We start from the raw sequence: 24542 nt of genomic DNA, 5'->3' as shown, positions 1-24542 counted from the left end.
GGGTAACCGAATTAACGCCCGTCAGACGGGAAACTTCCCGAATGGGATAAAGTGGGGTATCGGGTGGGTGGGTCGCCTTATTATTCATGGGCGCCATTGCCTCTTCGTTGTCTGCGGAGCCAAGCCGCATGGGCCTATCGTAGTTTGCTGCGGCGGGCGATGTGGTTTGCTATCCATAGCAATTACCTAATATCTAATTAACCGATCAACAATCTTGAATAACTAACGCTCCTTTGTACAACTTGTAGGCTCAAGGTACAACCTTTGGATTCACTTGTTAGGTTGTGATTAGCCAGCCCTGTTATGTACCGACCGATCTATTAACGCCTGGGCCAACTGCGTTCCAGAGACCCATGCCGACTCCACGCGGCTGGCCGTGAAACTGTCACCACACATGGCAAGGCCGCTGTCGCTGTATAGGAATAAACGGTCATCGGCCGTGCTTGGCTGAGCGTAACGCCAGCGGTGCGCGCCGCTGCTAACCCGCAACGGTAACGGCGTGCCTGCCGGAAACGATGCAGTAAAGGCTGCCCACAGTAACTCGGCAACCGCTTGGGGGTCGTCTTCCAGGTGGGTCTCGCTCCAGTCCAGGTGCGCCATCAGGCTGAGGCTTTCAGGCTGCCGCTCGCGGCCCGGTTTGGTCTGATTGCGCGACACCAGGCGCAGCGCAGGGTGGTCAATACGGGCCATCTGCCAGTCACTCTGACCGCCTGGCGGAGTGGGCAGGGTGGCATCCAGCACCGCCCAGGCCGCCCAGCAACTGCGCTGGTCACGCGCACGGCATGCCTCAGCCAGTGTCGCCTCCCAGGGCGCTACCAGGGGCAACGCCTGCGGCGGCGGTGTGGTTAACACGACATGGTCGAACGGGCCGTCACCACGCCCCTGTGCATCTTGAAGCTGCCAGCCGTTGGGTGAGCGTTGCAACGCCTCGATGCGTGTCGCCAGGTGCAGCGCCGTTTGGGGATACGTCTGGAACTTATCTGCCAGGTGGCGGGTAACCGCGCTCATGCGGGGTACGCCGGTGTAGCGGGTGTGGGGGTCATGATGCAGTTGCCAGCCGCTTGAACTAGCCTGATAGCTGACGATCGGCCAAGGCGCAACGAGCCCTGACGAAAGCCAGTCGGCAACGGCGTCCCTGAAGGCTGGATCGCGCACGGTAAATGCCTGGGCGCCCAGGTCAAGCTGCGCCTGGTCAAGGCGCTTGGTCGACATGCGACCGCCCGGGCCGCGCGCTTTATCAAATACCGTCACCGCCACACCGTGTTCCGCCAAGCGGTTGGCGCAGGCCAGGCCCGCCATGCCGGCACCGACAACGGCGACGTTCGAGAGAGGAGCAGAGGTGACGGTTGTCATGGTGACCTGATGGGTAATTTGCCCGACGCAATGTCAATAATGGGCATATATTAATGTACGAATCATTCTATGTGTAATAGTTTTGTATAGATAAGTCGAAATGTAAACCTTCAAGAGCGTAGCTCGCTCGTCGACATCAAAAGGGAGAAACACCATGCGTGTACTAGTGACCGGCGGCAGTGGTTTTGTCGGCCAGCGACTCTGCCCGGCGTTGATAGCGCAGGGGCATGAGGTGCAGGTGGTTTCCCGTACGCCTCATAAAGTACGCGATCGTCTTCCCCGGGAATGTGACATCCGTGACAGCGCCCAGGCGTTCATCGACAGCCCGCCGGATGCATTGGTCAACCTGGCGGGCGAGTCAATTGCGGCCAAGCGCTGGAGCGATACCCAGAAAGCGAGGCTGATTCGCTCGCGGGTCGAGATGACCGAACAGCTCGTCTCGCTGTGCGAGCAACTGGGCGAGAACGGCCAGCCGCTGCCCCAGGTGCTGGTCAGTGGTTCCGCGATGGGCTATTACGGTGATCAGGGTGAGAAGCGCGTCACCGAGGAAACCTCGCCCCACGATGAGTTTGCCCACCGGCTATGCGCCGAATGGGAAGCCGCGGCCAAGCCCATTGAGGACATGGGCGTGCGCCTGGCGATTTTACGCATCGGGCTGGTATTGGGGGCGGGCGGCGGCACCCTGCAAAAGATGCTGCCGCCCTTCAAGCTGGGGCTGGGGGGCCGTTTTGGCGACGGCAGGCAGTTCATGCCCTGGATCCATCGTGACGACCTGGTCGAGGCGATCATCTTCCTGCTCGATGACGCCTCGCTGTCAGGTGCCTTCAACGGCAGTGCGCCGCATCCTGTGACCAATGCCGAGTTCACCCGGACACTGGCCAGGCAACTGCACCGCCCGGCGGTATTGCCGGTGCCCGCCTGTGTCTTGAAAGCGGGCTTGGGTGAGATGTCCCAGCTGTTGCTGACCGGTGCCGATATGCGTCCGGAGCGGCTGATCGAGGCCGGATTCACCTTCACCTACCCGACCCTCGACGAGGCACTCGAGGCGATTCTTGGCGACTAGCCGTTGGGATCCACGGTAATGATCACCCGCACGGCATCGAGCCGCAGGCGGGTGTTCTCAATCGCGTCACTGAGGGCCTGGCGTTCCTTTTTCAGGGCGTCGAGCTCTTCGCTGCGTACCGACGGGTTGTGTTCCGCCAGCGCCGCCAGACGGGCAAGTTCCGCGTCCAGCTGAGTGCGCATGCGCGCCTCGGCGGCTTCCACGATGCTGGGGAGTTCGCGTTCGGCTTCCCCTTCCCCCTGTCTGAGCAACCCGCGAAGCGCGTCGTGATGGCGCTTGATCAGGTCACGTGCCAGGGATTTATTGACCTTCTGCAGGTTTTTACCCAGCCCCGTGAAGGAAATCTTGTCGGTCAGGTTGGCCCCCGATTCGTCGAGCAATACGCGCACGGCTGTCGGCGGCAGAAACCGGTTCAGGTGCAGCGATGTGGGCGCTGGGCAATGGGTGCGGAATACCAGCTCGGTCATCAGGCGGCCGCTGGGGATGGCCGGGTGACCCAGCAATGCCAGCGCGGTATTGCCCATGGTGCCGTCAATGATGCGGCCCATTATTTCGCGTAGCAGCGGGTGCTCCCAGGAAAGCCGTTGAATGTCATCGCGGGCGAGTGCCTGATGGCGGTCAAAGGTGGCGGAAAACCCTTCTTCGCCTTTTACCAGCCCCGGCAGGCCGTCCAGCATGTGCTGCCCCGGCTGGAGGTGAAGCAGGCCATTGCCGATCTCCTGGCTATCCACGCCAAACACGTCCAGCGCGCGCTCGACGTAGCGCGGCAGGGCGCTGTCGTCGTCCAGTTCCCGCACCGCCTCGACCACCTGTCGGGCGCGCACCGGACGGCAGGCATTGAGCTCCAGCAGGCGGTTACGGCCGGCATCCCGCTCGGCGAGTTTGGCGACAAACAGCTCACGGGTCTCGGTGATGATCTCATCGAGCATCTCGTCGTCGAGCAGTGCGTCGGCCAGGGCATCGCCAAAGGCGTCAAACAGGTCGCTGCCAATACCATGGGGCGCGCTGAAGGCATCCATGCCCTCGTGATACCAGCGCATCAGGCGTTCGCCGGGGCTGCCGGTAAATGTCGGTACGTGCATCTCGATCGCGTGGCGCTGACCGATCCTGTCCAGGCGGCCAATGCGCTGTTCCAGCTGGTCGGGATGCTGGGGCATGTCAAACATTACCAGGTGACGGCAGAACTGGAAGTTGCGCCCTTCGGAGCCAATTTCGGAGCACACCAGTACCTGGCAGCCGTCTTCTTCATCGGCAAACGCCGCGGCGGCACGGTCGCGTTCGACCAGTGACAGGCCCTCGTGAAACACCGGCGCATGATAGCCGCCCAGCACGCGGAGACCTTCGGCCAGGCCTTCGGCGGTGTCGCGGTGATGGGCAATCACCAGCACCTTGTCGTTGGCGAAACCGGCGTCGCTGTCATCGCTGAGTTTTTCCAGCAGCCAGTTCACCCGCGGGTCGATATGCCACCAGGGTTCGCCGTGAAGCGGGTCGTTACTCAACTCGCGGTAGGCGGCATCCGGGTAGATCAGCACGTCCGGATGATCCATGCCGGTCTCGATCAGCAGCTCGTCCAGGTAGTCGTCGTCGCGCTCCAGCCGACGCTGCATGCGGCGATAGGCCGACGGCAGCGCCAGGGCGTCGAGGTGCAGGCGGCGCTCGGGGAAGCCGCCCACATGGCGGCGACTGTTGCGGAACATCACCCGCCCGGTGCCATGGCGGTCGAGCAGGGCGTCGCGGAGCTGGTCACGGGCAGCGTCTTGCTGGTCGGTACTGGCCTCAGGGTTGCACAGGGTGGCAAGCAGAGCTTGGCTGTCGCGGTCGTCGGCCACGGCCTCCACATGGACGCGTGCGTCAGGCGTGGCGGGCAATGCCTCGAGCGCCTCAATGGCGCTGGCCACTTCACCGTAGTGACGCTCTTCGTCTTTGAAGCGCGCCAGGTCGTGGTAGCGTTCTGGATCGAGCAGCCGCAGGCGGGCAAAGTGGCTTTCTATGCCCATCTGCTCGGGTGTGGCGGTGAGCAGCAACAGGCTGGGAATATCCCTCGCCAGCTGTTCGACGCACTGATAACCGGGGCCGCTGCCCTCGCTGCTCCAGTCGAGATGGTGGGCTTCGTCAACAATCAGCAGATCGAAGTGGCTGGCCTGCGCCTGTTCCTGGCGGTGGGTATTGGCAAACAGCCAGCCCTGGCTGGCCAGCACCAGCTGGGCGCTTTCAAACGGATTGGCGCTGCCGTGGGCCTGACTCTGGGTTTCGTCCAGCAGGGTAACGTTGAGCGAGAAACGGCGCAGCAACTCGACCAGCCACTGATGGGTCAGGCTGTCCGGCACCAGAATCAGCGCCCGTTCGGCGCGCCCGGTGAGCAGCAGCCGGTGCAGTATCAAACCGGCCTCGATGGTTTTGCCGAGCCCGACTTCGTCGGCCAGCAGGACGCGCGGCGCATGGCGTCGGGCGACTTCATCGGCGATATACAGCTGGTGTGGCACCAGGTCGATGCGCGGACCCGCAAAGCCCAGCGCGCTGTGCTGTTCGATACGCTGGTGATGATGCAGGGTACGAAAACGCAGGTCGAACCAGTCGTTGCGGTCGACCTGCCCGGTAAGCAGTCGGTCGCGGGCCTGGTCGAACTGCATGGTGTCGGCGAGCTTGGCTTCCGGCAGTTCGCGCCGTTGGCCCTGGCTGTCCTCGCCGCTGTAAGTGATCAGGCCGTTGGACGTTTGGCTGTCATCGACAATCATCTGCCAGCCATCAGCCGACTGGATACGGTCGCCGCTGCCAAACATGACGCGGGTCAGCGGGGCCTGGCGGGTATTGTAGGTGCGGGTTTCCTGGCTGGCACTGAACAAGATGGTAACGCTTCGGGTGTCGCAGTTAAGCACGGTGCCGAGCCCAAGCTCGGCTTCACCGTCACTAATCCAGCGTTGGCCGGGGGAAAAATCGCTCATGATGCCTCAAGGAAGTCTGCAAAACGGGGGCGTACGCGGCCGGTCATGATGACCGGCAACAAACAGGGCGGGGGATTCTAACGCAAAGGCGCAGGAGGATTAAGGTATATCGTCGTCAATCTTCGAGCCAACGGTCCAGATGGGCCTGGGTAAGCTCGCCCACATGAATATCCAGGGTGTTTCCATCGCCGTCGAACAGCACCGTTGTGGGCAACCCCGGCGCTTCGACGAGCGACATCAGCATTTGGCCGGGGTCGCGCAGGGCGTAGCGGAAGCGCAGCGACTGTTCATCCAGGTAGCGCACAATGGGCAGCAGGTCTTCGCCCTGGTTGGCGACCACCACCGCCACGCCTTCGCGCTGGTCGGCGTCTTCAAGCAGCGGCATCTCGCGCAGGCAAGGCGGGCACCAGGTGGCCCACAGATTGACGATGACTTTATCGTGATCGTCCGCCAGGGAGGGAAGATGTACCGGGTCGCCATCGATATCATCCAGGGTAATGTCGGGCAGGCTTTTCAAGCTCATGTCGCTGCCCAGTGGGGCGAGTGTTACCAGCACCAGCCACAGGCTCGAGGCCCCGATCAGCAGCGCCATGGCGCCGCCCATGGCAATGAGCCGTGAGCGTAGCGACCAGATCGTCCACAACAGGCCTGCTGCCATGCCCCAAAGCCCTTGGTAGCCCGGCTTCCAGAACTTCAGCGTCTCCAGCGGGGCGGTGCTGTAGCTTTCGATATGCAGGGCGATATGACCGAAGCGGGCCGCGATCAGCCAGATGACCACCAGCCCTAGAAACCAGCGCTGATGACGGCGATGGGGGAGTCCCAGTAAATATCGCGTGCTGACCAGCAACGCCAGCGCACAGGCAATGGCGTAAAGGCGGGGCAGCGAAATCAGTAGCGGGCCAAGGGTAATGGCGTTCATGATTTTCCCGTTTAGCAGTTACACTGGCGCACCATACCATGCGAGTTGCAAATTACGGAGACGTTATGCCACCACCCGCTTTCGATAGGCTGCGCGCGCTAGCGATCGGCTCCCAGGCGATCGGCCTGACACTGATTATCACCTTGGAGACGGTAATGGGCAACGCGGCCCGTCCCTGGCAGGGCGTCGTGCTGGCGGCCATGCTGGCGACGGCGCTGACGATCGCACTATTACGCCTTTACCGCCGCAACCTGGCCCGCAAGCGCTGGGCTGAGCGCGTCGATGATGATCGCGACGGCTAGCGTTGGAAAACGTTGCTTGTATTTTTAGCGTTCCAGTTCCAGATTAATAGCAGACCCCAGCGCGAGACGATGGGGCGCTAAATCCTACAGGGAGCGATCAATAAGATGATGAATAAACGCATAATTGCCACGGCGGTGGCCGTTTCTTCACTGGCATTGGCAGGTGCGGCCCAGGCTCAGGTCAAGGTGGGCTTTTTGGGGGGCTTTACAGGCGGTATCGAGAGCCTGACGCCACCGATTTTTGATGGTGCGCAGTTGGCGGTCAAGCAGATTAACGAGCAGGGCGGCCTTCTGGACGGTCAGACGCTGGAAATGCCGTCGGGCGATACCACCTGTTCTGACGCATCGGCCGCCTCGAATTCGGCGGACCGTATGGTCAATTCCGAAGACGTCACGGCCATTGTCGGTGCGCTGTGTACCGGTGCCACCATCGCAGCGGCCAATAATGCGGCGATCCCCGGCGGCGTGCTGATGGTATCACCCGCCTCCACCGCGCCTGCGGTCTCTGAGCTCGACGATAATGACCTGGTGTTCCGCACCGTGCCTTCAGACGCCTTCCAGGGTGAAATGCTGGCCAAGCTGCTGATCGACAAAGGTATCGAAGAAGTCGCCGTGACCTTCGTTAATAACGACTATGGGCAGGGGCTATCCGACGCCTTTACCAACACCTTTGAAGCGGAAGGTGGTAGCGTGGTGGAAAGCCTCGCCCACGAAGACAACCGTGCCGACTACCGCTCTGAACTGGGCATATTGTCGTCGACCGGTGTACAAACCCTCGTCGTGCTGGCCTACGCCGATACATCAGGCCAGACCGTGCTGCGCCAGGCCGCGGAAAGCGGAGTATTCACCCAGTACGTCGGTGCTGACGGCATGGTGGGCAACAGCCTCGTCGAAGCCGTCGGCGCTGGTGTGCTTGAGGGCATGATCGCAACCCGCCCCGGCAGCCCGGATCTGCCCGGCACGGATATCTTTATTGAAGCCGCCGAAGCTGACGGCATAGACCCTGAAGCGGTATTTGCCGCCCAGGCCTACGATGCAGCGTTTCTGGTGGCGTTGGCCATCGAGCAGAACGGCAACGCCGAGCGTGAAGGCTTGTCTGACGCATTGCGCTCTGTGGCGACGGCCCCTGGCGAAACCATTTTGCCCGGTGAGTGGGAGAAAGCTGTCGAGCTGATTGCCCAGGGTGAAGAGATTAACTACGAAGGGGCTTCAGGCAGCCATGAGTTCAACGACAGCGGCGACGTGCCCGGTATCGTTGTGGAAATGACCGTTGAAGACGGCGAGTTCAAACGGGTAGGTGAGCTGGAAGAAGACGCGCTTTAAGCCAGCTAGCGTTGGACCAACACCGCCCCAGCCCAGCGCTGGGGCGGTTTTTTTTGTTCAGTCGTGGTACTTGACGCGCTCTGGCAGCAGTCCTTTAGGCGCGAAGCGTAATACCAGCGTCACCAGCACGCCAATCACCAATACCCTTGCCTGAAGGGCGCGGCTGTCGATGTTGGCAGGGGCCTGCCAGTCGAAGGCAAAGGCACCGAAGGCCACGGCGAGATCCATCAGGTAAAGCGCCAGTGGTTCCGACATGATCCAGATGATATACACCGCGACGGCGCCGAAAATGGTGCCCAGATTATTGCCCGGTCCACCCAGGATCACCATGACCAGGACCAGAAAGGTATGGTTGAGGGGCAGGTAACCGTTGGGGTCGAACAGGCTGTTGAAGCTGGCCAGCATCCCGCCGCCAATGCCCATCAGAATGCAGCCGAGGACGAAAATCTCCAGGCGCCGCTTGTTGATATCCTTGCCCATGGCCGCCGCCGATACTTCATTGTCGCGAATGGCGCGGATCATGCGACCCCAGGGGGCATGGTAAGCCTGATGGAGCAGGAAGAAGATCCCGGCAATGATCACCGCCGTCAGCGACAGGTATATCGCCCGGGAAAGGGTAAACCCCAGCTCCGCCGGTCCGGGCGTTGGCCAGGGCAGTGGCGAGACCGTCGCGGTGCCGCGGGTCAACCAGTCTGAATTTTTAAGGAATGCCTTGATGATTTCGGCGATCCCCAGGGTGGCGATGGCCAGATAGTCGCTGCGCAGGCCCAGGCAGACATGGCCGATGAAGTAGCCCACGACGCCCGCCAGTGCACCGCCGAAGATCCAGCCGAGCCAGGGCGGCAAGCCAAGCCCGCCGACGAAGTCTGCCTGGGACTCAATATCGGCGGTCACGTCGCGCAACAAGCTGATGACCACCATATACAACACAATGGCCAGCAGCACCGCGAACACGGTGCGTACCCGTTTGGGCACACCCAGCCGGGTGAGCTTGGTGGCAGCCACGACCAGCAGGGTGGCCCCAATGGCATACAGCAACACCTTGCCAAGCTCGGCAGGCAGTTGGCTGTTCCAGAAAGCGTCATTGACCGGCACGCTGAACAGCATGGCACTGACGCCGCCCAGGGCGACAAAGCCCATGACACCGGCATTGAACTGGCCCGCATAGCCCCATTGAATGGTCAGCCCCAGCGCCAGCACGGCATAACATGCGGCTTCGACCAGCATCCGCGTACTATAGGCGGCCCCCATTGCCGCATAGACGCCGACAATGGTGATCAGTAGTGCGCCGAACAGGCAAAGTTCGCGCAGTGGCAGTCGCGACGCCCTGGGCGTCGCATCCTGCGGGGTGTAGTTGTTATCAGCCATCAGATCACCTTGCCTTTAAAGATGCCGGTGGGTCGCCAAACGAGGATGGCGACCAGAATGAAAAACGGCACGACGATTTTATACTCGGTCCCTACGAAGGCTAAGTTGGACGGAAGCTCGAGCCAGGTGGGCAGGCTATCGCGGAAGGGGCGCATCAACACGGCCCAGTTGAACACCGCCAGGGTTTCGGCAAAAGCGACCACGAAGCCCCCTGCGACCGCGCCGTAGGGGTGCCCGACGCCCCCCACGATGGCGGCGGCGAAAATCGGCAGCAGCAGGAAAAAGCTCAGGTCGGGTTTGAACGTCACGTCCAGCGACAGCAGCGTACCGGCAATGGCGGCAAGCCCGCCGGCAATCACCCAGGTGACGGCGACAATGGTGTTGGTGTTGATGCCCGAGGCCTGGGCCAGTTCGGGGTTATCGGACATCGCGCGCATGGCTTTGCCGAGCCGCGAGCGGCTCAGGAACAGATGCAGGGCAATGACCGCGACCAGGGTGATCACGAACAGATAAATCTGCGGCTCGGTAATCACGATGGGCACGCGCACGTTCTCAAACGGCAGCATGCGAAAAATTTCCTTGCGGTCGTCGACGTAAAGGCCCTGCCCGCCGGTGCCGGAAAACAGCCGGATAAGCCCCTGCAGAATCAAGGTGACACCCAGCGAGGCAATGACCATGACGATGGGCTTGACCCCGTGTGCGCGCAGCGGCTTGTAAAACACTTTATCAATGCCCACCGCCAGGAAGGCGGTCAGCAGCATGGCAATCGGCAACATGACGATTGCCGTGGGCACGCCGATGCTTATGCCGACGCCGGGAAATGCCGTGGTGAGCAGCAACACCATGAAGGCACCGAAGGTCATCACGTCGGCGTGGGCAAAGTGGGCAAAGCGCATGATGCTGAAAATCAGCGTGACGCCGATTGCCCCGATGGCGTAGATGGCGCCCGTCACGCTACCGGCGATCACGACGTTGTTAACAAAGAAAACCAGTTCATTCACGTTATTGTCCCCTGGGCTATCCGCCCAAAAAGCTTTTCGCCACGTCCGGGTCGGCAAGCAGTGCCGCACCGGTATCGGTAAAGCGGTTTTGACCCGCGGCCAACACAAAGCCCTTGTCGGCAATGGCCAGCGCTTGCTTGGCGTTTTGTTCGACCATCAGAATGCCTACCCCGGCCGCGTTGATATGCTTAACGCGGTCAAAAATCTCGTTCATGTATAGCGGGGAAAGCCCGGCGGTGGGTTCATCCAGCAGCAGCAGGCTGGGTTCGGCCATCAGCGCGCGGCCCATGGCGACCATCTGGCGCTGGCCACCGGACAGCTCCCCTGCGGGCTGATGGCGCTTTTCCTGCAGGGGCGGAAAGAACTCGTAAACCTGGCCCAGCATGCGTTTCACGTTCTGCGGCTTCAGGAAGGCACCCATCTCCAGGTTTTCCTGCACGGTGAGGCTTGGGAAAACATTCTTTTCCTGGGGTACAAAGCCCATGCCGCGCTCAACCAGCTGGTGGGGGGGTAGATTTTGAATGGGCTTGCCGTGGAGCAGAATGTCGCCCTGATTGACGTGCAGAAGCCCGAAAACCGCTTTCAGCAAGGTGGATTTACCGGCCCCGTTCGGGCCGACAATCACCCCGACTTCGTCGGCTTCCAGCGACATGTCCACCCCATTGAGGATATTCATGCCGCCATAGCCGCCATAAACATCGCGCGCTTCGATTAAAGGCATGTTGCAAAAGTCTCTTGTTGATTGCCAACCGATTGCTCGTGGCATTGAGGGAAGCCTGGCGCCTTCATACTTTACGCTGCCCCGGCACCGAAATAGGCTTCGATGACCTCGGGGTTGTTCTGGATGTCCTGAATATGGCCCTCGACCATGACTTCGCCCTGGGCAAGGACGATGACCGGGTCGCAGAGCCGGGCGATCATGTCCATGTCGTGTTCGATGACCAGGAAGGTATAGCCCATTTCGCGATTGAGGCGCTCGATGTTGCCGATCAGGTCGCCAAGCAGGGTGCGGTTGACGCCGGCGGCGATTTCATCGAGCAGTACGACCTTGGCGTTGGTCATCATCGTGCGGCCCAGTTCCAACAGCTTCTTCTGGCCGCCGGACAGGTTGCCAGCCAGCTCGTTGCGCACATGGTGCAGGCCGATAAAGTCGATGACCTCAAGTGCGCGACGGCGCACCTCGGCTTCCTCGCGGCGCACCAGGCCGGGTTTGAACCAGGTCGTGAAGAGGTTTTCCCCGGCCTGCGTCGGCGGGACCATCATCAGGTTTTCCAGCGCGCTCATGTGGGTGAACTCATGGGCAATCTGGAAGGTGCGCAGCAGGCCTTTGTGAAACCGCTGATCCGCGCTAAGCGCGGTAATATCTTCGCCTTCCAGCAGGATACGCCCGCTGTCGGGCTGCAATGCGCCGGCCATCAAGTTGAATAACGTCGACTTGCCCGCGCCGTTGGGACCGATCATGCCGGTAATCGAGCCTTTCTCGACGCGGATAGAGCAGTCGTTGATGACCTGCAGGCCACCAAAGGCCTTATTGGCCTGTTGAACCTCGATAAGCGGGGTCATGGGTTTCCTTGACGGCAGTGATGATCAAAACGTTTGTATGAATCCGATCATAAAATAATTCCCTGTGCCTGGGATAGCGCTACTTTGCGCTACACCGCAGCGGCTTTCCAGCGGGCAACCGTTAAGGTTGCGTTGGGGGAGCTGCTTGGCAAACGCGCCTGGTCAAGATGGCAGGGGCAGGGCAGGCAAGAAAAAGCCCGCTGCTAGGCGGGCTTCGGGAACTTACTTCTTGCTGGAGCGTTTACGCTCGTTTTCCTTGAGCAGCTTCTTGCGCAGGCGAATATGGTTTGGCGTCACTTCCACCAGCTCGTCGGAGTCAAGGAACTCGATGGCCTGTTCCAGGGTGAAGTTGATCGGCGGCGTCAACACGATGTTTTCATCGTTACCCGTCGAGCGCATGTTATCGAGCTTTTTGCCCTTGGTCGGGTTGACCACCATGTCGTTGGCACGGTTGTTGATGCCGATCAGCATGCCTTCGTAGACTTCGGTGGCGTGATCGACGATCAGCTTGCCGCGTTCCTGCAGGGTGTAAAGCGCATAGGCCAGCGCCTTCCCGTCGACCATCGACACCATGACGCCGTTACGCCGTTCGATGGAGGCGTCCGGCTTCAGCGGGCCGTAGTGGTCAAAGCGGCTGGTCAGGATGCCGGTGCCCGAGGTCAGGGTCAAAAACTGCCCGCGGAAGCCGATCAGACCGCGCGCGGGGATGATGAAGTCCAGGCGAACGCGACCCTTGCCGTCCGGGTTCATGTTGGTCATTTCACCCTTGCGGTAGCCAAGCTCTTCCATGATGGCGCCCTGGTGCTGCTCTTCACAGTCGATGATGACTTCTTCGTAGGGCTCCTGCTGTTCGCCGTCGATCTCACGGATGATCACCTCGGGGCGGCCAACGGCCAGCTCGAAGCCTTCACGACGCATGGATTCGATCAACACCGACAGGTGCAGCTCGCCACGCCCGGAGACCTTGAATTTCTCCGGCGTTTCGCCTTGTTCAACGCGCAGCGCCACGTTGTGGATCAGTTCCTGTTCCAGGCGGTCCTTGATATTACGGCTGGTGACGAACTTGCCGTCTTTACCGGCAAACGGCGAGTCGTTGACCTGGAAGGTCATCGAGACCGTCGGCTCGTCAACGGTCAACGGCGGCAGCGCTTCGACGGCGTTGACGTCGCACAGGGTGTCGGAAATCGCCAGGTTCTCGATGCCGGTGATACAGATGATATCGCCCGCGGTGGCTTCGTCGGTCTGTACACGATCGAGGCCCATGTGGGTCATGACCTGGCCGATCTTGCCCTTGCGTGACTGGCCTTCCTTGGTCACCACGGTAATCTGCTGGTTCGGCTTGACGCTGCCGCGGCTAATGCGGCCGAGGCCGATAACGCCGACGTAGCTGTTGTAGTCCAGTGCGGAAATCTGCATCTGGAAAGGCCCGTCACTTTCGACCTTGGGCGGCTCGACGATATCGACAATCGACTGGAACATGGGCGACATGTCGTCGGCCAGCTCGTCAGGATCAGGGCCGGCAATGCCGTTGAGCGCCGAGCAGTAAATGATCGGGAAGTCGAGCTGCTCGTCGGAGGCTCCCAGGTTGTCGAACAGATCGAAGATCTGGTCGATCACCCAGTCGGGCCGTGCGCCGGGGCGGTCAATCTTGTTGACCACAACGATCGGCTTCAGGCCACGGTCAAAGGCCTTCTGGGTCACAAAACGGGTTTGCGGCATCGGGCCGTCAACGGCGTCAACCAACAGCAGTACCGAGTCCACCATCGACATGACGCGCTCGACTTCACCGCCGAAATCAGCGTGCCCGGGCGTGTCCACGATATTGATGTGGAAGTCAGTGCCGTTGCCATCCTGCCACTTGATCGCCGTGTTTTTGGCCAGGATGGTGATGCCACGCTCCTTTTCCTGGTCATTGGAGTCCATGATCCGCTCTTGCCCTTCGGCTTTACGGTCGAGCGTGCCGGACTGGCTCAAAAGTTTATCGACCAGGGTGGTTTTACCGTGGTCAACGTGGGCGATAATGGCAATGTTGCGAAGATTCTCGATCACGACGCGATCCTGCTAGAAAAATAGGGCGGCATTATAGGGTCTCGGTGCGGTCGACTACCAGCACTGTATTGTGCAAGGCATCAATACATTAACTTTTGGCAGTAGTTTTCGCGCTGCTGGCGCATCCGGTAAGATAGACGTTTTCCCAGATGGGGCAAGGACATGAGCATCGGTAACCTGATGCGGCTGCTGAGCGATGGCGAGGTTCATTCCGGTGAACAATTGGGCGAGGCGCTGGGCGTTTCACGCGCTGCCGTTTGGAAACAGCTAAAAAAGTTAGAGGCGCTCGGCGTGTCGCTGGTGGCGGTAAAGGGACGTGGCTATCGCCTCGCCCAACCTTTGGAGCCGCTGGTCGGGGCAAAAATCGTGGAGCGTCTGCCTGCTTCGGCACGCCATCACCTTGCCCGCCTGTTTGTTGAAGACCAGTTGCCCTCGAGCAATGCCTACCTGCGTGAGCGGTTCGAGCAGGGAGCTGGCCATGCAGAGGTGTGCCTCGTCGAGTTGCAAACGGCGGGTCGTGGTCGGCGTGGGCGGGTATGGACAACGCCCTGGGGGCAAAGCCTGATGCTCTCGGTCGGCTGGCGTTTCGAAGCAGGTGTGAATGCCCTGGAAGGCTTGAGCCTGGCCGTTGGCGTGGTGGTCGCCCAGGTGCTTGAGCAGCACGGCGTCGCCCCTCGGTTGAAATGGCCCAACGATATTTTACTGGCACAGCGCGACAGCGATGAATTGGGCAAGCTGGCAGGGATATTGGTAGAGGTGACCGGGGATGCGGCCGGCCCGTGCGAGGTAGTAATAGGGATGGGGATGAACCTCTCGCTGCCCGAGGCAATGCGGGAAGCCATTGAGCAGCCGGTAGCGGCGCTGTTTGATGACTTGCCATCGCTTTCCCGTAACCAGCTGGCGGCGGATGTCGTGGCGGGGCTGCTTGCCATGCTGGCCGGTTTTGAGCAGCAGGGTTTCGCGTCTTGGCGCACTGCCTGGAATGAGCGACACGCTTATGCTGACCAACCCATTCGTGTCACTCAGGGTAGCCAGGTTTACGACGCGGTCGCGGGCGATGTGGACGACAGTGGCAGCCTGTGGGTAACGGCATCCGGGCAGTCAAAGCGCTTGTCGGGTGGTGAAATCAGCGTGCGCAGGCGCTTATGATTCTGGATCTAGATATCGGCAATACCTTGTCCAAGTGGCGCCTGAAAGATGCTGACAGCAGTGAGATACGGTCGCGGGGGGCTGTGTGGACGCGGGAGGAGTGGCGGCCGGGGGCTGACATACCCGATCTCGACGTGGTCGAAGCCGTGCGGATTTCCAGTGTTGCCCGGGCAGCCGTGCTGAATGAGACCGTGGGGCTGCTGCGTCGGCGCGTGCGGAATGTTCACGTTGCCCGTTCAACCGCTGAGGCGCTGGGCGTGGTCAACGGCTACGAAGAACCTGAACGGTTAGGCGTTGACCGTTGGCTGGGTGCGCTGGCGGGCTATCAGCTGGCGGGCGGCTGCTGTGCGGTGGACTGCGGGAGTGCCATCACCATCGACTTCGTGCTGCCAGGCGGGCAGCACCTGGGTGGCTTTATTGTACCCGGCCTGCGCCTGATGAAGGAAAGCCTTAAGCTGGGAACGCGGAACGTGGCGATTGACCCGGAAAGCGAAGCGGATGCCTTGCTGGAGCCAGGACGGCGAACGGTCGACGCCGTGAACCATGGTATTTACATGGCAGCGGTGAGCGCCATCAACCGCATTTACAGCGAGGTGTGCGACCAGGAGGGTGTGGCCCTGCCAATGCTGCTGACAGGGGGCGATGCCCGTGTGGTCTCCCGAGGGGTGCAGGTGCCCCATGCGGTGTGGCCTGATATGGTCTACGGCGGGCTTGAAGCGCGCTTTCCGCTCACCTTTGCCGAACGCGCGGGCAAGATGTCCGGCGCTCCCCGGGTGCCGGAGCCGGTGTCATTGGAAAAAATTCGTGCGGGCCTTGCATTCTCCATGCTGCTTTGACAGAATGCAGCGCGTTCCAAGGCATGCGGGCAGCATTTCTAGGGTGATAAAATCCTATGTTGTTGAAGCCAAAGGTCGTTGTAGTCACTGCAAGTTAAAGTGAGCTTGACACCGCTTTGGAGCTTGGCATAATGTGTCGCCTCAGTTGGAGAGGTTCCCGAGTGGCCAAAGGGAGCAGACTGTAAATCTGCCGCGAAAGCTTCGAAGGTTCGAATCCTTCCCTCTCCACCAGTTTTAAGCGTCAGCGACAAATGTCGATGCCGTAGAATGAAAGCCGGAAGCGGGCGATATAACGAGCAAGCGCGCTGCGGATGATCATTCTGAAGCAAGTTGCGCGGGCGTAGTTCAATGGTAGAACCTCAGCCTTCCAAGCTGATGGTGCGGGTTCGATTCCCGCCGCCCGCTCCAGTTAAGTGCTTGGTTTATATAGGTGCTTAAAGTTAGGTGCCTGGTTTGCGCAAGTGCTTGGTACTTAGTTTGTGTAAGTGCTTGGCTCATGTAGCTCAGGGGTAGAGCACACCCTTGGTAAGGGTGAGGTCGACGGTTCAAATCCGTCCATGAGCTCCATATTCAAAAAAAGCGAGCGATGCTCGCTTTTTTTGTCGCTGCCGCCAGTTGCTTGATGGAAGGTGGTTGGTGTGAGCAAGGGTTGTCAGGCGGCTTTTTGTCCGCTATTATGACGCCCGCTGTTGCGTAGGCTGAAAGTTTCCTGCGTAAATTTTGATACAGGCCAGTAGCTCAATTGGCAGAGCAGCGGTCTCCAAAACCGCAGGTTGGGGGTTCGATTCCCTCCTGGCCTGCCAATCTTCCCCAGATTGGTATGTCTTTTAAAGAATTCCTTTGCCGCTTGCTGCACCCTGAGGAGTCTCGTTTTTATGAAGCCGAGTTCTGTAAAACATGGCGCTGAGGTGCAACAGTCGCGCCATGACGGGCTCAAGTGGGCTGTAGTCATTGCGTTGCTCGTCGTTGCCGTTGTAGGTAATACCTATTTTGCCGATATTGGCCTGATCTACCGCGTGTTGGGCGTCGTGGTGCTATGTGTCGCAGCGGGTCTGCTGGCGCTTACCACGACCAAGGGGCGTGAGCTGGTAGAGCTGGCAATAAGCGCTAAGAAAGAGATTCAGCGCGTTGTATGGCCAACTCGGCCTGAAACCATTCAGACCACGGCCATTGTGCTCGTCGCCGTGCTGGTGGTCGGGCTGATGCTTTGGTTGATTGACACTCTTCTTGGCTGGGCGATGTCCGGCGTTATTGGTTAGGAGCTTGCATGTCCAAACGTTGGTACGTCGTTCACGCCTATTCCGGCTTTGAGAAGCACGTGATGCGCTCCCTGATCGAGCGCGTCAAGATGTACGGCGTGGAAGATCGTTTTGGCGAGATTCTGGTGCCGACCGAAGAAGTCGTTGAAATGCGCGACGGCAAGCGTCGCAAGAGCGAGCGCAAGTTCTATCCCGGCTATGTACTTGTCGAGATGGAAATGGCCGACGATACTTGGCACCTGGTCAACGAAACCCCCCGCGTGATGGGGTTCATCGGTGGCACCAAGGAAAAGCCGGCACCCATTACCACCCGGGAAGCCGATGCCATCCTGCGGCGAGTCAAAGACGGCACCGACAGGCCGCGGCCCAAGCACATGTTTGAGCCGGGCCAGTCTGTCCGCGTTGTTGATGGGCCCTTCGCCGACTTCAATGGCGTTGTGGAAGAGGTCAATTACGAGAAAAGCCGTCTGCAGGTCAGCGTCCTGATCTTCGGGCGTGCCACGCCTGTCGAGCTTGAGTTTGCGCAGGTAGAGAAAGAATAACCGCGATAGCCTGGCGGCTAGCAGTCGCCAGGCGTTTGCGATGCGTCATGTTGTGATTTGATTCGTGTCAGGTGGTGATGCCGCCATCTGACTGTTACCGGGGAGCCGAAAGGCGCTATCACCCAACTGGAGTAAAACGATGGCCAAGAAAGTACAGGCTTACATCAAACTGCAGGTTGCTGCAGGTAAAGCCAATCCTAGTCCGCCCGTCGGCCCTGCGCTGGGTCAGCACGGCGTGAACATCATGGAATTCTGTAAGGCGTTCAACGCCGAGACTCAAGACATTGAGCCCGGCCTGCCGACGCCTGTCGTGATTACGGTCTACTCTGACCGCAGCTTCACGTTCATTACCAAGACGCCACCGGCGGCTGTGCTGCTCAAGAAAGCAGCCGGCATCAAGTCGGGTTCTGGCGAGCCGAACAAGAAGAAGGTCGGCACGGTAACGCGCGAACAGCTTGAAGAAATCGCCACGACCAAAGAGCCGGATTTGACAGCGGCTGACATGGACGCAGCGGTTCGCACCATCGCGGGTAGTGCCCGTAGCATGGGCCTCAACGTGGAGGGTCTCTAATCATGGCGAAACTTACCAAGCGTGCCAAGCAGATTCGTGAAAAGGTCGACACCAACAAGGTCTATTCCCTTGAAGAAGCGGTTGCCCTCCTCTCCGAGCTGTCGACGGTCAAGTTCAAGGAGTCTGTCGACGTGGCGATCAACCTTGGCGTTGACCCGCGTAAATCAGACCAGGTAGTGCGTGGCGCCACCGTCATGCCCAACGGTACCGGTAAAGACGTGCGTGTTGCGGTCTTCACCCAGGGTGCCAATGCCGATGCCGCTAAAGAAGCAGGCGCCGACATTGTGGGTATGGACGATCTGGCCGAGCAGGTGAAGAAAGGCGTGATGGATTTTGACGTCGTGATTGCTTCTCCTGACGCCATGCGCGTTGTCGGTCAGTTGGGTCAGATTCTGGGCCCGCGTGGCCTGATGCCTAACCCGAAAGTGGGCACCGTCACACCCGATGTGGCAACAGCGGTCAAGAACGCCAAGGCGGGTCAGGTTCGCTTCCGTACCGACAAGAACGGCATCATCCACACCACAGTCGGTAAGGTGGATTTCGATGCAGCGTCTATCAACGGCAACGTTGAAGCGCTGGTCGCCGACCTGAAGCGTCTCAAGCCGAGCACTTCAAAAGGCATCTACTTTAAGAAAGTCACCCTGTCTACTACCATGGGCCCGGGTTTGACAATCGATCATTCCGCTTACGTATAAGCGGGTGTTCGTCAGGTTTTAGCAACAACCGAGCAATAACTTTGCGGTCCCTCGGTCAGGCCGAGGCACCGTCAAAGACCGCAGGTGCCGCGCTTCGAACGTATGCTGTTGGTACTGGAAAGCGCGGCTTAATGGCTCAAAGCGCCTGCGCAGATGGTGTGGCCGCCAGTTGGTACGCTTTTTTAGCAAACCGCTTTCTGGTGAGCACCATCCCTAAGGCTTCCAGCGTTGATCGACTGATCACCTGGAAGAGATGGTAACCACCGAGACTTATAACAGGTTTCGGCACGAAGGAGTGATCACTGTGCCACTAGCACTTGAAGGCAAGAAAGCGATTGTTGCCGAGGTCAGTGAAGCGGCCAAGGACGCACTCTCCGTCGTAGTTGCCGATTCTCGCGGTGTGACGGTCAGCAAGATGACCGATCTGCGCAAGCAGGCACGTGAGAATGGCGTCCAGCTGCGTGTTGTCCGCAACACCCTGGCGCGTCGCGCCCTCGAAGGCACCCAGTGGGAATGCCTGACCGAGAGCTTCGTGGGTCCAACTCTGTTGGCCTTCTCGACTGACCATCCGGGCGCTGCCGCTCGTTTGTTCAAAGAGTTTGCCAAAGATGACAAAGACTTCGAAGTCAAGGCGCTGGCCTACGAAGGTGAGCTGATCCCGGCTGCTGACATCGACCGTTTGGCAACCCTGCCGACTTATGACGAAGCAATTGCGAAGCTGATGTCGGTAATGAAAGAAGCCTCCGCTGGCAAGCTGGTTCGCACCCTGGCCGCTCTGCGCGACCAGAAAGAAGAAGCGGCGTAAACGCTTCTCCTGTGCAACCTGAGGTTGCTTGAACCGAGCAATGAATCCCGAGTCGTCGGCAAACCGAGACTCCCGCAAAGTTAGGAATGAAACAATGGCACTGACCAAAGACGATATCATCAATGCTGTAGCCGACATGTCCGTCATGGAAGTTGTCGAGCTTATCGAAGCAATGGAAGAGAAATTCGGCGTTACTGCCGCGGCAGCCGTTGTGGCTGGCCCTGGCGGCGGCGAAGCGGCTGTTGAAGAAGAACAGACCGAGTTTGACCTGGTGCTGACCTCTGCTGGTGACAAGAAAGTTAACGTCATCAAAGCAGTACGTGAGATCACCGGTCTTGGCCTTAAGGAAGCTAAGGGTGCCGTTGACGGCGCACCGGCGACCATCAAAGAAGGCATGGCCAAGGAAGACGCTGAAACAGCCAAGACGAAGCTGGAAGAAGCGGGCGCAAGCGTCGAGCTCAAGTAATTCTTGTGCCGATGGCTTCACGCGCTGCGTAAGCTTCCACGGCTGGCGGCGGGAACTCCCGCTGCCGGCCTTTTTCTGTTGTAACTGAACGGTGAAGCAGAATCGTTGTAGTACGGTTATCGCAAGACTGTTATCGATCAAGATTTTCGACGGCGAGCTACCCGATCAGGAGCTTGCTGTTCGCGTCTGACACGGCCGCAGGGCAGATGACCACGCATCGGTCACCCATGGTGAACAAGCTGGGGAATACAGATGGCTTACTCATATACTGAGAAAAAACGCATCCGCAAGGATTTCGGCAAACTGCCACAAGTGATGGATGTGCCTTACTTGCTGGCCATCCAGCTTGATTCCTATTACGACTTCCTCCAGCAAGATCGTTCGCCCGACGAGCGGCACGAGATCGGTCTGCACGCGGCATTCAAGTCCGTGTTTCCGATCGAGAGCTTCTCCGGTAATGCGGCGCTTGAGTATGTCAGCTACCGGTTCGGCACGCCGGCGTTCGATGTTAAGGAGTGCCAGCTGCGCGGGGTTACCTATTCCGCGCCGCTGCGCGTCAAGGTTCGCTTGATCATTTATGATCGCGATTCCTCGAATAAAGCAATCAAAGATATCAAAGAGCAAGAAGTCTACATGGGGGAAATCCCCCTGATGACGGAGAACGGTACCTTTGTGATCAACGGTACCGAGCGGGTCATTGTGTCCCAGCTCCACCGCTCACCCGGTGTTTTCTTCGATCATGACAAGGGCAAGAGCCACTCATCCGGCAAACTGCTCTATTCCGCGCGGGTGATTCCTTACCGCGGTTCCTGGTTGGACTTCGAATTCGATCCCAAAGACAACGTCTTTGTGCGCATTGACCGTCGCCGTAAACTGCCGGCCACGGTGCTGATGCGTGCGCTGGGAATGAGCGCGGAAGAGATCCTCGACGAATTCTTTGAAACCAGCATTTTCCACGTTGAGAAGTCAGGCTTTTCCGTGGAGCTGGTGCCGTCGCGGCTGCGTGGTGAAACCGCTACCTTCGATATCAAGGACGGCAGCGGAGAGACCATCGTTGAAGAAGGTCGCCGGATTACCCAGAAGCACATCCGCCAGCTCGAGAAAGCAGGACTCGAGCGCCTGGACGTACCGATGGAGTACCTGTTCGGTAAGACCCTGGCCAAGGACCAGATCGACAGCAAGACTGGCGAGCTGATCTGCCCGTGTAATACCGAAATTACCCCGGACGTGCTCGAGGCCATGGCCAAGGGCGGTATCAAGCGGATTGAAACGCTGTATACCAACGACCTGGACTGCGGCTCGTTCATTTCCGACACGCTGAAGCTGGACACCACAGGGTCGCAGTTGGAAGCGCTGGTGGAAATCTACCGCATGATGCGCCCCGGCGAGCCGCCTACCAAGGAAGCCGCCGAGACGCTGTTCCACAACCTGTTCTTCACTGAGGACCGCTACGACCTGTCGGGCGTGGGCCGCATGAAGTTCAATCGTCGCCTGCGTCGTGAAGGCGATACCGGCTCCGGCATACTGGACCGCAAAGATATCCTCGACGTGCTGCGCGAGCTGATCAACATCCGTAACGGCTTCGGCGACGTCGACGACATCGACCACCTGGGTAACCGCCGCATTCGCTGCGTTGGCGAAATGGCCGAAAACCAGTTCCGTGTCGGTCTGGTGCGTGTCGAGCGCGCCGTGAAAGAGCGTCTTTCCATGGCGGAAAGCGAAGGCCTGATGCCGCAAGACCTGATCAACGCCAAGCCGGTGGCGGCGGCGGTGAAAGAGTTCTTTGGTTCCTCGCAGCTTTCCCAGTTCATGGACCAGAACAACCCGCTCTCCGAGGTGACCCACAAGCGCCGTGTTTCAGCACTCGGCCCGGGTGGTCTGACCCGTGAGCGTGCCGGCTTCGAAGTGCGTGACGTACACGCCACGCACTATGGTCGCCTATGCCCGATCGAGACGCCGGAAGGCCCGAACATCGGGCTGATCAACTCGCTGGCCACCTACAGCCATACCAACAGCTACGGCTTCCTGGAAACGCCTTACCGTAAGGTCGTGGACCGCCAGTTGACCGACGATATCGTTCACCTCTCGGCGATCGAAGAGGGTGACTACGTTATCGCCCAGGCATCGGCGGCCGTGGATGAGTCCGGCAAGCTGAGCGACGATTTGGTGCAGGCGCGTCACAAGGGCGAAACCACCTTCATGCGCCCTGAGCAGGTCACGCTGATGGACGTGTCGCCGCGCCAGGTGGTGTCGGTGGCAGCGGCATTGATCCCCTTCCTTGAGCACGATGACGCCAACCGTGCCTTGATGGGTTCCAACATGCAGCGCCAGGCGGTGCCCACGCTGCGTGCCGAGAAGCCGCTGGTGGGTACGGGCATGGAACGCTTCGTTGCCCGTGACTCGGGTGTCTGTGCCGTTGCCCGTCGCGGCGGGGTGATCGACTCCGTCGATGCGCGTCGCGTCGTGGTGCGGGTCAATGAAGACGAGATCATCGGCGGCGAAGCCGGTGTGGATATCTACAACCTGACCAAGTACACCCGCTCCAACCAGAATACCTGTATGAACCAGCGCCCCATCGTGCGGCCTGGTGACGACGTGGCGCGTGGCGATATCCTCGCCGATGGCCCGTCGGTGGACATGGGCGATCTGGCGCTGGGTCAGAACATGCGCATCGCCTTCATGCCCTGGAACGGCTACAACTTCGAGGACTCCATCCTGCTTTCCGAGCGGGCGGCCCAAGAAGACCGTTTCACCACCATTCACATCCAGGAACTGACCAGCGTGTCCCGTGACACCAAGTTGGGCCCGGAAGAGATTACCTCGGATATCCCCAACGTCGGTGAATCGGCGCTTGGCAAGCTGGACGAGGCCGGTGTCGTCTACATCGGTGCCGAAGTCGGCCCGGGTGACATCCTGGTCGGTAAGGTAACGCCGAAAGGTGAAACCCAGCTGACGCCGGAAGAAAAGCTGCTACGTGCCATCTTCGGCGAGAAAGCATCTGACGTTAAAGACACCTCGCTACGTGCCCCGACCGGCATGAAAGGCACGGTGATCGACGTTCAGGTGTTTACCCGTGACGGTGTCGAAAAGGACTCGCGTGCTCTGGCCATCGAGCAGATGCAGCTGGATGAAGTGCGCAAGGACCTGCAGGAAACCTACCGTATCGCTGAAGACGCGACTTTCGAGCGTCTCAAGCGGACCCTGGAAGGGCAGGTGGTCAATGGCGGTCCGAACCTGAAGAAAGGCGATACCCTTGATGCCGCGTACCTGGACGAGCTGCCGCGTCAGCAGTGGTTCAAGCTGCGCATGCAGGATGAAAGCGTTAACGAGCTGCTGGCCCAGGCCGATGAGCAGCTGGAAAATCGCCGTAAAGAAATGGACGAGCGCTTTGAAGACAAGAAGCGCAAGCTGACCCAGGGCGATGATCTTGCGCCGGGCGTGCTGAAGATCGTCAAGGTCTACATGGCCGTGAAGCGTCGCATCCAGCCGGGCGACAAGATGGCTGGCCGTCACGGTAATAAGGGTGTTATCTCGGCGATCATGCCCATCGAAGACATGCCGTTCGACGATCAGGGCGAGCCGGTCGACGTGGTGCTGAACCCCTTGGGCGTACCGTCACGGATGAACGTGGGTCAGATCCTTGAAACCCACCTGGGCATGGCGGCGCGTGGTCTCGGTGTCAAGATTGAAGCCATGCTGCGCGACGCCCGTGAACAGCAGGTGGCAGAGATTCGCGACTTCCTGGGACAGGTCTACAACACGCCAGGTACCCGTGTCGAAGACATCGATTCGCTGAGCGATGACGAAGTCATTGCGCTGGCGAAGAATCTCAAGGCGGGTGTGCCCATGGCAACGCCGGTGTTTGACGGTGCTCAAGAGCACGAGATCAAGCACCTGCTCAAGCTGGCGGACATTCCCGAGTCGGGTCAGATGACCTTGTACGACGGCCGTAGCGGTGATGCGTTTGACCGCCCTGTTACCGTTGGCTACATGTACATGCTCAAGCTGAACCACTTGGTCGACGATAAGATGCACGCGCGTTCTACCGGTTCTTACTCGCTCGTCACCCAGCAGCCGCTGGGCGGTAAAGCGCAGTTCGGTGGTCAGCGCTTTGGTGAGATGGAAGTGTGGGCGCTGGAAGCTTATGGCGCGGCCTACACGCTGCAAGAGATGCTCACCGTCAAATCGGACGACGTCGAAGGGCGCACCAAGATGTATAAGAACATCGTGGATGGCGACCACACCATGCAGGCAGGCATGCCGGAATCCTTCAACGTACTCGTGAAGGAAATCCGCTCGCTGGGCATCGATATCGAGTTAGAGAGCTAGGAGCCGT

At 59.7% G+C, this 24542-nt stretch carries 20 protein-coding genes, 4 tRNA genes and 1 pseudogene; 16 read left to right on the top strand and 9 right to left on the bottom strand.

The features are described from left to right. Positions 1-130 (bottom strand): annotated as a pseudogene (locus ADS46_RS18980) (helix-turn-helix-type transcriptional regulator); the annotation flags it as partial. A 158-nt stretch (positions 131-288) separates the two neighbouring features. Next, positions 289-1353 (bottom strand): NAD(P)/FAD-dependent oxidoreductase, encoded by a 1065-nt coding sequence (locus tag ADS46_RS08190; protein WP_066318658.1) that lies wholly within the window; start codon positions 1351-1353, stop codon positions 289-291. 154 nt (positions 1354-1507) lie between these two features. Between ADS46_RS08190 and ADS46_RS08185 the strand changes: the two genes are divergently transcribed. Continuing rightward, entirely contained in the window at positions 1508-2416 is a 909-nt protein-coding gene (locus tag ADS46_RS08185) for a TIGR01777 family oxidoreductase (RefSeq protein ID WP_066318656.1), read from the top strand. Here the strand turns inward: ADS46_RS08185 and rapA are convergent. Further along, on the bottom strand, positions 2413-5358 hold the full coding sequence (rapA, locus tag ADS46_RS08180; protein WP_066318655.1) for an RNA polymerase-associated protein RapA: 2946 nt from the start codon (positions 5356-5358) through the stop codon (positions 2413-2415). The genes ADS46_RS08185 and rapA overlap by 4 nt on opposite strands. A gap of 115 nt (positions 5359-5473) precedes the next feature. After that, entirely contained in the window at positions 5474-6277 is an 804-nt protein-coding gene (locus tag ADS46_RS08175) for a redoxin family protein (RefSeq protein ID WP_066318651.1), read from the bottom strand. A gap of 65 nt (positions 6278-6342) precedes the next feature. On the opposite strand from ADS46_RS08175, the gene ADS46_RS08170 reads away from it, so the two are divergent. Both ADS46_RS08170 and ADS46_RS08165 read left to right on the top strand, forming a co-directional pair. Continuing rightward, entirely contained in the window at positions 6343-6579 is a 237-nt protein-coding gene (locus ADS46_RS08170) for a hypothetical protein (protein ID WP_066318649.1), read from the top strand. Positions 6580-6684: 105 nt separating this feature from the next. After that, positions 6685-7902 carry an ABC transporter substrate-binding protein gene (locus tag ADS46_RS08165; RefSeq protein ID WP_066318646.1) on the top strand — a complete coding sequence of 406 codons (1218 nt, stop codon included), beginning with the start codon at positions 6685-6687 and terminating at the stop codon, positions 7900-7902. A 57-nt stretch (positions 7903-7959) separates the two neighbouring features. Here ADS46_RS08165 and ADS46_RS08160 read toward each other — a convergent pair whose 3' ends face one another. From ADS46_RS08160 to typA, 5 genes are all read right to left on the bottom strand, one after another. Further along, positions 7960-9270, bottom strand: coding sequence for a branched-chain amino acid ABC transporter permease (locus ADS46_RS08160; protein ID WP_066318633.1), 1311 nt, complete (start codon positions 9268-9270; stop codon positions 7960-7962). Further along, the gene (locus tag ADS46_RS08155; protein ID WP_066318630.1) at positions 9270-10271 is read right to left on the bottom strand and encodes a branched-chain amino acid ABC transporter permease; all 1002 of its coding nucleotides are present in this window, start codon (positions 10269-10271) and stop codon (positions 9270-9272) included. Before ADS46_RS08155 ends, ADS46_RS08160 begins: the two co-directional genes overlap by 1 nt. A 16-nt stretch (positions 10272-10287) precedes the next feature. Continuing rightward, positions 10288-10992 (bottom strand): ABC transporter ATP-binding protein, encoded by a 705-nt coding sequence (locus ADS46_RS08150; RefSeq protein ID WP_066318628.1) that lies wholly within the window; start codon positions 10990-10992, stop codon positions 10288-10290. A gap of 71 nt (positions 10993-11063) precedes the next feature. Next, complete coding sequence (locus tag ADS46_RS08145; RefSeq protein ID WP_066318626.1) at positions 11064-11834, bottom strand: ABC transporter ATP-binding protein; 771 nt, start codon at positions 11832-11834, stop codon at positions 11064-11066. A gap of 222 nt (positions 11835-12056) precedes the next feature. Further along, on the bottom strand, positions 12057-13883 hold the full coding sequence (gene typA / locus ADS46_RS08140; protein WP_066318624.1) for a translational GTPase TypA: 1827 nt from the start codon (positions 13881-13883) through the stop codon (positions 12057-12059). Between the two features lie 162 nt (positions 13884-14045). On the opposite strand from typA, the gene ADS46_RS08135 reads away from it, so the two are divergent. The 13 genes from ADS46_RS08135 (at position 14046) to rpoB (ending at position 24535) form a co-directional block, all read left to right on the top strand. Beyond that, complete coding sequence (locus tag ADS46_RS08135; RefSeq protein ID WP_066318622.1) at positions 14046-15032, top strand: biotin--[acetyl-CoA-carboxylase] ligase; 987 nt, start codon at positions 14046-14048, stop codon at positions 15030-15032. Next, positions 15029-15868 (top strand): type III pantothenate kinase, encoded by an 840-nt coding sequence (locus tag ADS46_RS08130; protein WP_066318619.1) that lies wholly within the window; start codon positions 15029-15031, stop codon positions 15866-15868. The genes ADS46_RS08135 and ADS46_RS08130 overlap by 4 nt, the downstream gene beginning before the upstream one ends. A gap of 147 nt (positions 15869-16015) precedes the next feature. After that, positions 16016-16099: transfer RNA gene (locus ADS46_RS08125), tRNA-Tyr, on the top strand. Positions 16100-16202: 103 nt separating this feature from the next. Continuing rightward, a tRNA-Gly gene (locus tag ADS46_RS08120) sits at positions 16203-16276 on the top strand. 84 nt (positions 16277-16360) lie between these two features. Next, positions 16361-16435, top strand: a tRNA-Thr gene (locus tag ADS46_RS08115). A gap of 160 nt (positions 16436-16595) precedes the next feature. Beyond that, positions 16596-16671: transfer RNA gene (locus tag ADS46_RS08110), tRNA-Trp, on the top strand. Positions 16672-16743: 72 nt separating this feature from the next. Then, the gene (gene secE / locus ADS46_RS08105; RefSeq protein ID WP_066318617.1) at positions 16744-17127 is read left to right on the top strand and encodes a preprotein translocase subunit SecE; all 384 of its coding nucleotides are present in this window, start codon (positions 16744-16746) and stop codon (positions 17125-17127) included. An 8-nt stretch (positions 17128-17135) separates the two neighbouring features. After that, complete coding sequence (gene nusG, locus ADS46_RS08100; RefSeq protein WP_066318615.1) at positions 17136-17669, top strand: transcription termination/antitermination protein NusG; 534 nt, start codon at positions 17136-17138, stop codon at positions 17667-17669. 139 nt (positions 17670-17808) lie between these two features. Beyond that, a complete protein-coding gene (gene rplK, locus ADS46_RS08095; RefSeq protein ID WP_066318614.1) occupies positions 17809-18240 on the top strand; it encodes a 50S ribosomal protein L11 in 432 nt (143 codons plus the stop codon). Positions 18241-18242: 2 nt separating this feature from the next. Then, on the top strand, positions 18243-18935 hold the full coding sequence (gene rplA / locus ADS46_RS08090) for a 50S ribosomal protein L1 (RefSeq protein WP_066318611.1): 693 nt from the start codon (positions 18243-18245) through the stop codon (positions 18933-18935). A gap of 304 nt (positions 18936-19239) precedes the next feature. Continuing rightward, a complete protein-coding gene (gene rplJ / locus ADS46_RS08085) occupies positions 19240-19740 on the top strand; it encodes a 50S ribosomal protein L10 (protein ID WP_066318608.1) in 501 nt (166 codons plus the stop codon). Between the two features lie 94 nt (positions 19741-19834). Then, a complete protein-coding gene (rplL, locus tag ADS46_RS08080; protein WP_066318605.1) occupies positions 19835-20206 on the top strand; it encodes a 50S ribosomal protein L7/L12 in 372 nt (123 codons plus the stop codon). A 252-nt stretch (positions 20207-20458) separates the two neighbouring features. After that, positions 20459-24535 carry a DNA-directed RNA polymerase subunit beta gene (gene rpoB, locus ADS46_RS08075; RefSeq protein WP_066318593.1) on the top strand — a complete coding sequence of 1359 codons (4077 nt, stop codon included), beginning with the start codon at positions 20459-20461 and terminating at the stop codon, positions 24533-24535. Positions 24536-24542 lie beyond the last annotated feature (7 nt).

The organism is Halomonas sp. G11 (assembly GCF_001663515.1).
Classification (GTDB): Bacteria; Pseudomonadota; Gammaproteobacteria; order Pseudomonadales; family Halomonadaceae; genus Vreelandella.
This window is presented reverse-complemented; position numbering and strand designations above follow the sequence as displayed.